This is a genomic window from Pantoea sp. AS142 (genome assembly GCF_037152305.1).
In the GTDB taxonomy this organism is placed as follows: Bacteria; Pseudomonadota; Gammaproteobacteria; order Enterobacterales; family Enterobacteriaceae; genus Pantoea.
In genome coordinates this window covers 195,536-209,495 of sequence record NZ_JBBCMO010000010.1, presented here as the reverse complement: position 1 = coordinate 209,495, position 13,960 = coordinate 195,536, and the positions used below count along the sequence as shown (strand labels likewise).

Below are 13,960 nucleotides of genomic sequence, written 5' to 3'. Positions count from 1 at the left end.
TTTGTTATCTGGTTGCTTTCACCATCGCCTGCGGAATCAACGCTTTTGCCACGCCCTGACCCCGGCATGCCTTGTCCGTCGCCGCCACTCCCATCCAGTATTTTCGTGCCGGAATATCATCCAGTTCATAACGAATGACGCTACAGGTCGCGCTCACCGTTTCGCCATCCGACATCGCAAGCAGAGTAAATTCTGCCTAGGGTATCGGGTTGCGCTGTTTTAAACGCTCAGGGATGGTGGAGGGGTGAGGCCAAACAGGAAGATGTGACCATTCAGCGTGCAGCAGGGGGGCGGTTTGTTCGGTGTAGCCGGAATATTTCCTTTCCGGTTGGGCTGATGCATTGCTTTAATAAGCAGAACAGTGGACTTTTTTAATGATGTGTTGAAAACAATTGCTTTAGATGAAGGTGCAGGGTCAGGAAAGGTATGCCTGATCGCACAGGATTCCCGCATCCATACGGGTCGGCCGCGCCATCCCTGGAGCGGACGCTTTGCTCTTCAGGCATACCTTTCCTTCCCGGTTGGGCTGATGCATTGCTTTAATAAGCAGAACAGTGGACTTTTTTAATGATGTGTTGAAAACAATCGCTTTAGATGAAGGTGCAGGGTCAGGAAAGGTATGCCTGATCGCACAGTATTGCCGCATCCATGCGGATCGTCCGCGCCATCCCTGGCGCGGACGCTTTGCTCTTCAGGTACATCTTTTCCTCCCGGTTGGGCCAGATCATGACGTTTAAAATATGCGAGAAAGTATTAATAAAAGGGAGATAACGAGCAGTGAAGAAAGATGTCCGCCGCATAGATGCGGCGGACGAACCTACAGGGATGTATTTACGGCGACTTTGCGGAACGCCCGTCATTCCCGACGGAATCGCACAATATTTATCAAAAACCGATGCCGTATAATTCTGCATCGGCCATTGCATTTACTTACTTTAGAGCGCGGCTAATCGCTAAAATGAGCAGCGCCACTACACCTTCGTCATTAACGTTTCAAACGGTAATATGCTTCGTTCCAGCGCAGCGCGTCTTTAAACGCAGGTAAACGTGTGTGCTCATCAATCACCAGCACTTCGATATCGTTCATCTCACCGTACAGATACATGTCGTCCAGTGTCAGCGCCTGACTGAAGACCGTATGGTGCGCGCCGCCACCCAGAATCCACGCTTCGGAGGCCGTCGCCAGTGACGGCAGGGCTTTCCACAGTGCACGGGCAACGGGCAACTTTGGCAGCGGTTTCGGTTGTTCGATAGCATCCACCACGTTAACCAGCAGACGGAAACGATCACCCATATCGATCACGCTGGCGTTAATTGCACGACCCGCGGGCGTTGAGAAGATCATCCGTGCCGGATCCGCTTTATCGCCAATGCCCAGGAACTGCACATCGATCAAGGGCTTCTCTTCAATGGCAATCGACGGGCAGACTTCCAGCATGTGAGATCCGAGCACCAGATCGTTGCCAGGTGAGAAGTGATAGGTGTAATCCTCCATAAATGATGTGCCACCTTTGCGGTCGCCTGCCAGCACTTTAAAAATGTGCAGCAGGGCAGCAGTTTTCCAGTCACCTTCGCCTGCAAAGCCATATCCCTGACCCATCAGACGCTGAACCGCCAGCCCAGGTAGCTGCGTCATGCCGTGCAGCGTCTGGAAGTTAGTGGTAAAGGCATGGCAGCCTTCCGCTTCCAGAAAACGTTTCAGACCGAGTTCGATGCGCGCCGCATCCAGCACGTTCCGACGTTTTTCACCGCCAGCGGCGGCGGCATCGGTAAAGCGGTAAAGGCTCTCGTACTCGTCGATCAGCGAATTCACGTCGCCATCGCTGACGTCATTAATGACCTCAACCAGATCGCCGACGCCCCAGCCATTCACCGAATAACCGAACTGAATCTGTGCAGCGACTTTATCACCTTCGGTCACAGCCACTTCACGCATGTTGTCGCCGAAACGCGCGACTTTCAGCTGTTGACTGGCCTGTTTAGCCAGTGCCGCGCGCATCCAGTTACCCAGACGCTGCTGGCTGGCGCTATCCTGCCAGTGACCGGTCACCACGCTATGTTGCAGGCCCATGCGTGCACCGATAAAACCGAACTCGCGACCGCCATGCGCCGTCTGGTTCAGGTTCATAAAGTCCATGTCCATACTGTCCCACGGGATCTCCGCATTGAACTGGGTATGGAATTGCAGCAGCGGCTTATTCAGCACGCTCAGCCCACCGATCCACATCCTGGCCGGGGAGAAGGTGTGCAGCCAGGTCATGATACCGATGCACTGCTTGTCGTAATTGGCGTCGCGACACAGGGCCAGCACTTCATCCGGTGACTTCACCAGCGGTTTCAGCTCCAGACGCAGCGGTAAACCGGCCTGATTTAAACCTTCGACCACCTGACGTGCATGCTGTTCAACCTGGCGTAACGTCTCCGCCCCGTAGAGGTGCTGCGTGCCGATGACAAACCACACGCTGTAACTGTTTGACTGTTCCATAAAATCACTCCTTTACTTAGCGGAAGCGGGGCGGGCGGCGTAGTGGGGTTCAGCCGTCACGCACCACTGTTGATAGCGTTGATAAAGTTGTTGATAGCGGGCGACGCGCGCCGGATCGGGCTGGAGCGTGACGGCAATCGGGCTGGCCATCACCTGCTGGGCGTCGGGAACGCTGGCGTGAACACCGGCGGCAACGGCGGCGAAAATGGCCGCACCCAGCGCACAGCACTCATCAGAGGCGACGATATCCAGTGACCGATTCATCACATCGCAGCAGACTTGCATAATCGCCGGGGATTTCCGCGCGATGCCGCCCAGTGTCAGAATGTTCTCGACCGGGATCTGCTGCTGTTCGAAACACTCCATGATGGCGCGTGCGCCAAACGCTGTGGCAGCGATCAAACCGCCAAACATCGCGGGGGCATCGGTGCCCAGATTCAGATCGGTAATTACCCCTTTCAGCCGCTGATTAGCATTTGGCGTGCGGCGACCGTTAAACCAGTCCAGCACCACCGGCAGATGGTCGAGTTGCGGATTAGCCGCCCAGGCCTGGGTCAGATCCTTAATCAGATTCTTTTGTCTCTCAGCCAGTTGAGGCTTCAGCTCTGGGTGGTGCTGTGCCGCCAGTTGCAGCGGCCAACCCAGTAAACGGCTGAACCAGGCGTAGATATCACCAAAGGCAGACTGACCCGCCTCCAGCCCGATAGCACCGGGCACAACGCTGCCATCGACCTGACCACAGATGCCCTTGATGTCGCGATCGCCGACCTTTTCCGCATCAGCAATCAGGATGTCGCAGGTTGAGGTGCCGATCACTTTCACCAGCGTATAAGGTTTGGCACCGCCACCGACCGCGCCCATATGGCAGTCAAATGCGCCACCCGACAGCGTCACAGTTTGTTTCAGGCCAAGACGCTGGGCCCATGCCGGGCACAGCGTGCCGACCGGCAGATCAGCGGTCCAGGTGTCAGTAAACAGGGGAGAGTCCAGCTGCTGCGTTAACAGCGGGTCCAGTGCATTAAGGAAATCGACAGCGGGCAGGCCGTTCCAGTCGCCGTGCCACAACGCTTTATGACCGGCCGAACAGCGGCCCCGGCGCAGCTTGTCAGGCGCGGTAGTGCCGCTTAACAGGGCCGGCACCCAGTCGCACAGCTCGACCCAGGAGACAGCGGCCTCACGCACCGCCGCATCTTCACGCGACACGTGCAGAATCTTCGCCCAGAACCACTCCGAGGAGTAAATACCGCCGATATAGCGGCTGTAATCCTGGAAGCGGCCGCTGTGGCACAGCTGATTGATCTCTTCCGCTTCTTCTATAGCGGTATGGTCTTTCCACAACACAAACATCGCGTTGGGGTTGTCGGCGAACTCCGGTCGCAGCGCCAGCACATTGCCGTCGCGGTCGATGGGTGCCGGGGTGGAGCCGGTGCTGTCAACCCCGATGCCGACCACGGCGTGGCGCTGATCTTCGCTCAGTGCATTCAGTACGCCGAGCAGCGCCTGCTCCATGGCGTCGATGTAATCCTGTGGATGGTGACGAAAACGGTTAGTGTGCGGATCGCTGTACAAGCCTTGTTGCCAGCGCGGATAGCTGAACACCGCACTCTGCAGCTCTTTGCCGCTATGACAATCCACGGCCAGCGCACGCACCGAATCACTACCAAAGTCCAGCCCAAGGGTGATGGCTCCAGTACGCATCGGAATCTCCTGTAGTTAGTTAACTCATGTATCCTGGGTTCGACGCGCCAAATCAGTTAGTCATCGCTGGCTGACAATATGTACTTTTCTGTCATCGGCAGTGATTTTGTGATCCATTGCAAAAGTTAAGATCCGGTTAAATTTGCTGAATATATGGATCATTTTGCCGTGATTTTAAGATGTGATACCGCTCTACATTTTTCTTCGCTAATACCGTTAAAACTAGCCCAGCGTCTGGACAGGTTGACAGCACATAGCAACCTAACGCACTGATTTATGGCTGTACCCACAAAACAAATCTTACTGGTAGCGTTTACACCGATTCGTTATTAGCAGCGAAAAATAACCTGGTACCGGAGAGCATCATGCATAAATTCACTAAAGCGTTCGCGGCTATTGGCCTGGCAGCGGTTATGTCACAATCCGCTATCGCCGAGACCATGAAGCTGGGTTTTTTAGTCAAGCAACCAGAAGAACCCTGGTTCCAGACTGAATGGAAATTCGCCGACAAAGCGGGCAAAGATAACGGCTTTGAGGTCATCAAAATTGCCGTACCGGATGGTGAAAAAACCCTCAATGCCATCGACAGCCTGGCGGCGAACGGTGCGAAAGGTTTTGTTATCTGTACGCCCGATCCGAAACTCGGCTCTGCCATCATGGCAAAAGCGCGTGGCTACGGTCTGAAGGTTATCGCGGTGGATGACCAGTTCGTTACCGCCAAAGGGAAACCAATGGAAACCGTGCCGCTGGTGATGATGGCCGCCACCAAAATTGGTGAGCGCCAGGGTCAGGAACTCTATAAAGAGATGCAAAAACGCGGCTGGGATGTGAAAACCACTGGCGTAATGGCAATTACCGCTAACGAACTCGACACCGCGCGTCGTCGTACTGGCGGCTCAATGGACGCCATCAAAGCCGCAGGCTTCCCGGCAGCCCAGATCTATCAGGTGCCAACCAAATCCAACGATATCCCCGGCGCGTTTGACGCTGGTAACTCCCTGCTGGTTCAGCATCCTGATGTTAAGCACTGGCTGATTGTCGGCATGAACGACAACACCGTGCTGGGCGGTGTACGGGCTACCGAAGGTCAGGGTTTTAAAGCGGCTGACGTTATCGGCATCGGCATCAACGGCGTGGATGCCATCAGTGAATTGTCGAAAGAGAAGGCGACCGGCTTCTACGGTTCGCTGCTGCCAAGCCCGGATATCCACGGCTACAAAAGCAGCCAGATGCTCTACAACTGGGTGAGCAAAGATGAAGAGCCACCGAAATTCACCGAAGTGACCGATGTCGTACTGATCACCCGTGACAACTTCAAAACGGAACTGGCGAAAAAAGGACTGATGTAACCCTGAGCCTGCCAGGCTGGTCGTAGCCTGGCATCCTTAATAGCCCATTTCGCGCCGCCCGCCACAACAGGCGGGCGGCGCGAAAGAGTGAGGATAAACATGAACACTGATTCAGCATTTCTGTCGTTTCATGGCATCAGTAAAACCTTCCCTGGCGTGAAAGCGTTGCAGGATATCTCCTTCGACTGCCGTGGCGGTGAAGTCCATGCGCTGATGGGCGAGAACGGCGCAGGCAAATCGACGCTGTTAAAAATACTCAGCGGCAGTTATCAGCCGAGCGGCGGCGAGATTCGTATCAAAGGCCAGCCAATGAGCTTTCAGCGCACCACCGATGCGCTGGACGCGGGCGTCGCCATTATTTACCAGGAGCTGCATCTGGTGCCGGAAATGAGCGTGGCGGAGAACATCTATCTCGGTCAGATTCCACACAAACATGGGCTGGTTAATCATAAGCTATTGCGTTTTGAGGCGGGCCTGCAACTGAAAAATCTCGGCATGGATATCGATCCCGATATGCCGCTGAAATACCTGTCGCTGGGACAGTGGCAGATGGTGGAGATTGCCAAAGCGCTGGCACGTAACGCGCGCATTATCGCTTTTGATGAGCCAACCAGCTCCCTGTCGGCGCGTGAAATCGAGAACCTGTTCCGCGTCATCCGTCAGCTCCGTCAGGAGGGTCGGGTGGTGCTCTACGTTTCACACCGCATGGAAGAAATCTTCGCCCTCAGTGACGCCATCACCGTCTTTAAAGATGGCCGCTACGTGCGGACGTTTACTGACATGGCTACTACCCATCATGACGACCTGGTGCAGGCGATGGTGGGACGGAACCTCGGTGATATCTATGGCTATTCACCCCGTGCCAAAGGCGCGGTACGGCTGGAACTGGACAAAGTCGACGCGAAGGGCGTGCGGACCCCCATTTCGCTGAAAGTGCATGCCGGTGAAATCGTCGGGCTGTTTGGTCTGGTCGGTGCCGGACGCAGTGAACTGCTGAAAGGGCTGTTTGGCGGCACGCGGCTGCGCGGCGGTCAGGTCATCCTCGATGGCAAACCATTACTGTTACGTGAGCCAATCGACGCCATCCGTGCGGGCATCATGCTCTGCCCGGAAGACCGCAAAGCCGAGGGCATTATTCCGGTGCACTCTGTGCGCGATAACATCAACATCAGCGCCCGTCGTCACAACCTCACCGCCGGCTGCCTGATTAAAAATGGCTGGGAAAACGAAAATGCCACCCGCCATATTCGCTCGCTGAACATCAAAACGCCCAGCGCCGGTCAGTTAATTATGAACCTCTCCGGGGGTAACCAGCAGAAGGCGATTCTGGGGCGCTGGCTCTCCGAGGAGATGAAAGTGATCCTGCTGGATGAGCCAACGCGCGGCATCGATATCGGTGCCAAACATGAAATCTATAACCTGATTTATCAGCTGGCAAATCGGGGTATTGCGGTGCTGTTTGCCTCCAGCGATTTACCGGAAGTGATGGGTCTGGCCGATCGCATCGTCGTGATGCGTGAAGGTGCCATTGCCGGTGAGCTGCTGCATGACGACGCCACGGAGCAGCAGACGCTGAGCCTGGCGATGCCCATAACCCCTCAAGCGGCCGCCGTGGCCTGACAGGAGAGCAACATGGCTTCATCCACGACCTCAAATACGCCGCAGCCAGCATCACGCGGCGGCCTGCAGTTAGGTCGCATCTGGGACAACTTCGGCATGCTGGTGGTATTTGCACTGCTGTTTATTGTCTGTGCGATCTTTGTGCCGAACTTCGGCTCGTTTATCAATATGAAAGGCTTAGGATTGGCGATGTCGATGTCCGGCATGGTCGCTTGCGGCATGCTGTTCTGTCTGGCATCCGGTGATTTTGACCTGTCGGTCGCTTCAGTCATCGCCTGTGCTGGCGTGGTTACTGCCGTGGTGATCAACATGACCGAAAGCCTGTGGATTGGTGTGGGTGCCGGTCTGGTGCTCGGTATGATCACGGGATTTATCAATGGCTTTGTGATTGCCCGACTTAAGATCAACGCGCTGATAACCACCCTGGCGACCATGCAGATTGTGCGCGGCCTGGCCTATATCTTCTCTGACGGTAAAGCGGTCGGTATCGAAGATGAGCGCTTCTTTGAACTGGGCTTTGCCAACTGGTTTGGCGTGCCGGCCCCTATCTGGCTGACGCTCGCCACCATGCTGATTTTCGGCTTCCTGCTCAACAAAACCACCTTTGGCCGCAATACCCTGGCTATTGGCGGCAATGAAGAGGCGGCGCGACTGGCGGGTGTGCCAGTGGTGCGTACCCGCATCATCATCTTTATCCTCTCCGGTCTGGTTTCAGCGGCGGCGGGCATCATTCTGGCCTCACGTATGACCAGCGGTCAGCCAATGACGTCAATCGGCTATGAACTGGTAGTGATTTCTGCCTGCGTGCTGGGTGGCGTTTCGCTGAAAGGGGGGATCGGCAAGATTTCCTACGTAGTGGCAGGGGTATTAATCCTCGGCACTGTAGAGAATGCGATGAATTTATTGAATATCTCGCCATTCTCACAGTATGTGGTGCGCGGTTTGATACTGTTAGCCGCGGTGATTTTTGACCGTTATAAACAGAAAAAAGCCTGAGTGAGCGAGTCGTTGGCCCGCAGAGTCAGAAGCCTTTGCGGGCTATCCGAACAATAACAGACGGAGTGAGGATGTTATGTATCACCGTGAATTACCGGCCGAGCAGCAAAACCCCTTGTTGCCGGGCTACTCATTCAACGCCTGGCTGGTGGCGGGGCTGACGCCTATCACCGCAGAGGGTGCGCTCGATTTCTTTATCGATCGTCCGCACGGCATGAAAGGTTACATTCTGAATCTCACCATCAAAGGTAAAGGGCGGGTCTTCGACGGCGAACGGGCGTTTGACTGCGAACCTGGCGAAATGCTGCTGTTTCAGCCGAAAACCGCCCACTATTATGGTCGCGCGCCGGACAGCCCACAGTGGTTCCATCGCTGGGTCTATTTCCGTCCGCGCGCCTATTGGCACGACTGGCTGCGCTGGCAGGATGAGCAGGAGGGCGTGGGGCGACTGCTGCTGCCGGAATCGCTGCGCGGCGAGTTTGACCGCCTGTTTGCCAGTATCGAACAGACCCACAACTCGGGCCGCCGCTATGCTGAAGAGCTGGCGATGAACCTGCTGGAACGCCTGCTGCTGCGCGCCGTTGAAGAAGATCCGCGCAGCCATCAGTTAATCCGCGATCCGCGCGTAATTGAAGCCTGCCAGTATGTCACCAACCATCTCGCCAGCGAGGTCAAAATAGAAGAGGTGGCGCGTCACGTCTGTCTGTCACCGTCACGGCTGGCGCATCTGTTCCGTGAGCAGATGAGCGTGAACCTGCTGCGCTGGCGTGAAGATCAGCGGGTAATCCGCGCTAAATTGCTGCTGCAAACCACTCAGGAGCCAATCGCCTCCGTGGGACGGGAAGTGGGCTATGACGACCAGCTCTATTTCTCGCGGGTGTTTCGTAAGCGGGTCGGCGTCAGTCCTAGCGACTTCCGCCGTCGTAATCAGGATGCGCACGACAGTCTGGCCGCTCAGACCGCCTGGCCCCCGGCGCGAAGTCCTATCTCTTAGTTTTTTCGGGGAATTCCGCCTTGTTCTCGCCTGGTTAATGGTCTTAAATCAATCAGGTTAGCGACAAAGAGGAATCAAAATGAGCGATAAATTACGTGTTGGTCTTATCGGCTACGGTTTCGCCAGTAAAACGTTTCATGCCCCGCTGATTGCGGGGACGCCGGACGTCGAGCTGGCCGCGATTTCCAGTAGCGACGCCAGAAAAGTCCACGCCGACTGGCCTGCCGTTCAGGTGGTGGCCGATCCTCAGAAGCTGCTGGACGACCCGACTCTGCAATTAATTGTTATTCCTACCCCCAATGACACGCACTTCCCGCTGGCCAAAGCGGCCCTGAATGCCGGTAAACATGTGGTGGTCGACAAACCGTTTACCGTGACGTTGTCACAGGCGCGCGAACTCGATGCGCTGGCGCAAGCCAAAGGGCTGCTGCTCTCGGTGTTCCATAACCGCCGCTGGGACAGCGACTTCCTGACGCTGAAATCTTTGATTGAGGCTGGCACGTTGGGTGACGTGCGCTACGTCGAATCACACTTTGACCGCTTCCGTCTGGAAGTGCGTCATCGCTGGCGCGAGATGAAAGGCGCAGGCAGCGGGATCTGGTATGACCTGGGGCCGCATCTGCTGGACCAGGCGCTGCAGTTGTTTGGCCCGCCGGTTGCTATCACGGTCGATCTGGCCGAGATGCGTCCAGGCGCGCAGGCCACCGACTACTTTCATGCCACGCTGATCTATCCGCAGCGTCGTGTGGTGCTGCACGCCAGCATGCTGGTGGCGGCGGAGTCGGCCCGTTATACCGTCCACGGCACGCGAGGCAGTTACGTCAAATATGGTCTGGATCCGCAGGAAGATCGCCTGAAATCGGGGGATTTCCCGCCGCAGGCTGACTGGGGTTATGACATGCGCGATGGTACCCTGACGCTGGTTGACGGCGATTCACTGACGGAAACCAGTCAGCTGACCCAGCCGGGCAACTATCCCGCTTACTACGCAGGCATCCGCGATGCGATAGCCGGACGCGGTAATAACCCGGTGACGGCAGAAGAGGCAATTCAGGTGATGGAACTGATTGAACTGGGTCTGCAATCTGCCGAGAAACGCCAGACGATGTCGCTGAAGCGCGTTTAATCAGAGCGTGCAATATGGGCTGTTTATCCGTCCCGCCAGACTGCTGGCAACTCCAAAGCAGCGAGAATCTGACAGCGTATACTCGCTCAGTGCGCAGGGAAGATGGTGAGAAGAGACAAGCCTCCCGCGCCATGGATGACGCGGGTCAAGCGTATCAGCTACCGTGTTAAGTTCCAGCCTGTCGCGGCAATTATTTTACACAATGCAAGGCTTACAATTAACGTGCAAAGCCTGGGCATCAGGACATGATCCGTTGCGGTTTTATCCGCTTATGTCGCACGGTAATTCGTTGCTCCTCCGTGTCGTTGGATCTCACGATGAGTGGGGACTCACGATGAATAGTCGAAGGGACACCCGATACTTTATTCGCTATTTCTCTGCTACTGCGTATTTCAACCCGCGCGCTGGATATCTCCTCTCTTTCCCCAGGCGAAAGCGATAAACGGTGGTATTGACGAACAGGAGGGCGGCATCCGTCGGTTTGAGAGAGAGAAGATATAACATCCTGCACTGCATTAATCAGGGGGCGGGTCACTGATGCTATCTGCAAATCAGTGGTCACTTTGTACTGGCTGAGCGGGGGGCCATGAAAATCTGTTTTGACGCGTGTGATTAATGCCTAAGCTGACCATAAATACGCCCGGATCAGACTGATAGGCGGTGTGGCGTGCTCATTTTCCTGAAGAGGCAAGTCCACAATCTGAAGAGTGAAACGAAAAATTGCACGCCTTTAATGAACCAGGTGGTTCTGTTAATATATGCGATTCTACAGGGAGAAATCACATGCGAACGCTGACTGAAAAGAAACGAAATGACATCCTGAATGCCGCTACGACAGTCTTTCTCGAGCAGGGGTACGAACGCGCTTCCATGGAGGGGGTAGCCAGAATGGCGGAGTGCTCTAAAGCTACGCTCTACAACTATTTTTCCTCCAAGGAAAGCCTTCTTGACGCCGTCGTCAGGGCCTATGGCACTAATTTTCTGACGCGCGCAGCGGAGGATATTTACAGTCAGGACAGCCGTAATCTGCCCCTGCCTGACAGGCTGCAGCGCTTTGGCGAGGGCATGCTGTATGCCATGACGTCGGACTGGAAGGGGCTTCAGCTATATCGCATGGTTATCGGCGAGGCAGGTCATTCCAGCATCGGCGAAATTTTTTATGAGTCCGGTGTCCGGGAAAGCATGGACGCTCTGGCGACGCTGATGGCGCAGTATATTAAAACCGGCGACCTGCTGCCCGCCCGCCCTGACCTGAGGGCGAGGCAGTTTTCTGCGCTGGTTAAGGCCGAAGCTGACGAGCTCTTTCTCCGGCACACGATGCCGGTTTATACGCGCGAAGATATTGTTGCCATGGTGAAAAGCGCCGTAGAGGTATTTATATCGGGTGCGTCACCACGCTGACAAAGTGCCACCACATAATCACGACGGCCAGCACGACAATGCCAAATAAATCAGGATGCTTATCATGCTCCGGTCCATCCAGGCCCCCCGTTAATCCCTGACAGCTGCTCCATCATTGAATTTGTCTTCCTGTGTCGTGCTTGCTTATGAGGTCCTGAAAACATGTGCCCCTGTGAATCGAACCTGAGGCATCGGGTGTTTTTATCAGAGGGTGACGTCGCTGAGCACCCGCACGACCAGCACAGATAGCACATCCACCGTGAGGCATTCCGCCACCAGAAATAGTCGCACCACCCCTGATGAGGCCCCCCACACCCTCACTGAATAGTATTCGGTCCGGCGCTGCCCAAACCGGCGCAGACGGCGCATTTCACTGAGGTTGCCGGCGGTTCTCAGCAGGGCGTACGTTACGGTTATCAGCATCGCTGCATACACAAACCCTTGCTGCGGCGGCGTATTTTCCAGCGCGTCAGCGATCAGCCAGAGATTCATCAGCTGACCTGGACGTCAAATGCGGTGAGGATGCCGCCAGCAACAAAAACAAGCGCCAGAGCAGCCCGGATAAGCAGCACCGTCATGCTCCTGCACCCGCGGCATACCGCTGCAGAAAATTAGCTGTTCTGCGCCTCACTTCTTTACGGAACAACGCCTTGTCCTGTTGAAGGCCAGCCATTTGGCTCCGCAGCTCCTCCATCTGCCTCAGATAAGCGTGAGCCATTTCGCCAGAGGGCCGGCAGCGCAACTCTCCGCGCAGCATCGCTGTATCAATAATGCTCCGCGCATAATCCGCTGCTGGCGTAAAGGCGTCCTGTCCCCGGATGTCAAGACTGCCGCTGGCTTCGCCGTATTTCTGCAATGTCAGCATCATTCTTATCAGTCTGCGCCGCACCGGCAGGGCTGAATAGCGGAGCGGCAGGCCCCGGATAAAACCGGCGTGTCCAGCACTCTCTTCCTGCAGGGTCTCCGGCATATCCTTCCTGCGTGCTGGCGCGGTAACCTGCCGGGAACAGGTCCAGTACGTGATGCCTGATGACGAAAATTCCGGGTTTAGGTGAAGCATTTCGAACTCCTCATGTGAAGGTCACAGACACGAACTGAAACATTTTCTTGACAGAGTCAGCATAAACCATATTAACTAGACCGTACAGTTCATTATATTAAAATTAACCGGAGAATAATTTATGGTTTGCCTGACAAAACAGCTGTCCCGAACGCTTATCCTGACCGCCGCCATTGCCGTTGCGGGATGTTCGTCCACATCACCTGTTAAATACTCCGGCATTGAGTCCACATCCCGGATGACACCTAATACGGCGGAGGACAGCGATCGGATCCCTTTCCGCTACGCCGCGCCCGTAAACTGGAGTCAATACCGCAGCATCACCATCGACCCTGTCGAAATCTATAGCGGCAGCGATGCGCAGTTTAATGACCTGTCTCAGGAAGACCGGCGTAATCTGGCAGACTACATGAAGAAGACGTTTGCCAACGTGCTGTCAGAGAAATTTACTGTCAACACCAGCGCCGGGAACGCACCTTCTCTCCGGCTTAAGCTGACGCTGACCGGCGCGGACACAACGCCACAGGTTGTGGGAACCTTTACCAAATTCGACCTGGCTGGCGGTCCGTATAACATTGTTCAGTCCGTGCGGGGTGGGCGCGGTCTGATGAGCGGGTACGTCAACTACGCCGTTGAAATACAGGATGCCGCTTCCGGCGAACTTCTGCTGGCTTACGTGGCAGAGCAATATCCTAACGCGATGAACGTAGGTGCAACGTTTGGCTCAATGAGCGCAGCAGAGACAGGTGTGGATAAAGGCGCAGAGCAGTTGCTGGAAAAACTACGCTAAGGCAGGCGGCGGTAATCAGATCATGACCGCTTATAAGCCAGGGGATCTATCAGTGTAGCGAGCGCTGCACTGATAAAAGAGGGTTCAGGCATTGTGCTAAAAGCTATGCAGGCAGTCATCCCGCTTAAGAGCAGCACTAACCTGAAGGTGTGCGTTGATTGGCTGCGCAAACCTGTCTACCTCCTCACGGAGCAGTTGTGTGATGCGCATGCAGGCAAAGATGATATCTGCAGACGTGTCGGCACACTGGCCTTTCTCCAGCCGGTTTTTCTCACGCACGATATCCCCTGGCAGTACGTTCCGACGCCGTAAGATCGCACTAAGATGTCTGATTTCGGGTGGAGGCGACTCCCAGCGGTAAGGATTTTTCAGGGGAGGGTGACAAGCCAGCCTCTACGCATCCGCTTCGTCCGTTTGGTCATCATTCCCATACCGCAGACA

Annotated in this window: 13 protein-coding genes; 7 read left to right on the top strand and 6 right to left on the bottom strand. The window is 55.5% G+C overall.

The genetic code is table 11. The annotated features are described in order from the left end of the window. Positions 1-4: 4 nt before the first annotated feature. The 4 genes from WFO64_RS18000 to WFO64_RS17985 all read right to left on the bottom strand — a co-directional run bounded on the left by WFO64_RS18000 (position 5) and on the right by WFO64_RS17985 (position 4,183). The gene (locus WFO64_RS18000; RefSeq protein ID WP_337013422.1) at positions 5-175 is read right to left on the bottom strand and encodes a hypothetical protein; all 171 of its coding nucleotides are present in this window, start codon (positions 173-175) and stop codon (positions 5-7) included. Between the two features lie 433 nt (positions 176-608). Continuing rightward, complete coding sequence (locus WFO64_RS17995; RefSeq protein WP_337013421.1) at positions 609-914, bottom strand: hypothetical protein; 306 nt, start codon at positions 912-914, stop codon at positions 609-611. 71 nt (positions 915-985) lie between these two features. Beyond that, on the bottom strand, positions 986-2,485 hold the full coding sequence (araA, locus tag WFO64_RS17990) for an L-arabinose isomerase (protein ID WP_337013420.1): 1,500 nt from the start codon (positions 2,483-2,485) through the stop codon (positions 986-988). Positions 2,486-2,497: 12 nt separating this feature from the next. Next, the gene (locus WFO64_RS17985) at positions 2,498-4,183 is read right to left on the bottom strand and encodes a ribulokinase (RefSeq protein WP_337013419.1); all 1,686 of its coding nucleotides are present in this window, start codon (positions 4,181-4,183) and stop codon (positions 2,498-2,500) included. Positions 4,184-4,548: 365 nt separating this feature from the next. Between WFO64_RS17985 and WFO64_RS17980 the strand changes: the two genes are divergently transcribed. The 6 genes from WFO64_RS17980 to WFO64_RS17955 all read left to right on the top strand — a co-directional run bounded on the left by WFO64_RS17980 (position 4,549) and on the right by WFO64_RS17955 (position 11,669). Further along, positions 4,549-5,532 (top strand): arabinose ABC transporter substrate-binding protein, encoded by a 984-nt coding sequence (locus WFO64_RS17980; protein ID WP_337013418.1) that lies wholly within the window; start codon positions 4,549-4,551, stop codon positions 5,530-5,532. A gap of 99 nt (positions 5,533-5,631) precedes the next feature. Continuing rightward, a complete protein-coding gene (araG, locus tag WFO64_RS17975) occupies positions 5,632-7,152 on the top strand; it encodes an L-arabinose ABC transporter ATP-binding protein AraG (RefSeq protein WP_337013417.1) in 1,521 nt (506 codons plus the stop codon). A gap of 12 nt (positions 7,153-7,164) precedes the next feature. After that, positions 7,165-8,148, top strand: coding sequence for an L-arabinose ABC transporter permease AraH (araH, locus tag WFO64_RS17970; RefSeq protein ID WP_337013416.1), 984 nt, complete (start codon positions 7,165-7,167; stop codon positions 8,146-8,148). A 76-nt stretch (positions 8,149-8,224) separates the two neighbouring features. Further along, positions 8,225-9,142 carry an arabinose operon transcriptional regulator AraC gene (gene araC, locus WFO64_RS17965; protein ID WP_337013415.1) on the top strand — a complete coding sequence of 306 codons (918 nt, stop codon included), beginning with the start codon at positions 8,225-8,227 and terminating at the stop codon, positions 9,140-9,142. A 79-nt stretch (positions 9,143-9,221) separates the two neighbouring features. After that, positions 9,222-10,268, top strand: a complete 1,047-nt coding sequence (locus WFO64_RS17960; protein WP_337013414.1) for an oxidoreductase — start codon at positions 9,222-9,224, stop codon at positions 10,266-10,268. Positions 10,269-11,051: 783 nt separating this feature from the next. After that, entirely contained in the window at positions 11,052-11,669 is a 618-nt protein-coding gene (locus tag WFO64_RS17955) for a TetR/AcrR family transcriptional regulator (RefSeq protein ID WP_337013413.1), read from the top strand. Between the two features lie 204 nt (positions 11,670-11,873). Here the strand turns inward: WFO64_RS17955 and WFO64_RS17950 are convergent, their stop codons facing one another. Both WFO64_RS17950 and WFO64_RS17945 read right to left on the bottom strand, forming a co-directional pair. After that, on the bottom strand, positions 11,874-12,161 hold the full coding sequence (locus WFO64_RS17950) for a hypothetical protein (RefSeq protein ID WP_337013412.1): 288 nt from the start codon (positions 12,159-12,161) through the stop codon (positions 11,874-11,876). 82 nt (positions 12,162-12,243) lie between these two features. Beyond that, on the bottom strand, positions 12,244-12,639 hold the full coding sequence (locus tag WFO64_RS17945; protein WP_337013411.1) for a hypothetical protein: 396 nt from the start codon (positions 12,637-12,639) through the stop codon (positions 12,244-12,246). A gap of 211 nt (positions 12,640-12,850) precedes the next feature. On the opposite strand from WFO64_RS17945, the gene WFO64_RS17940 reads away from it, so the two are divergent. Then, entirely contained in the window at positions 12,851-13,519 is a 669-nt protein-coding gene (locus WFO64_RS17940; protein WP_337013410.1) for a DUF3313 domain-containing protein, read from the top strand. Positions 13,520-13,960 lie beyond the last annotated feature (441 nt).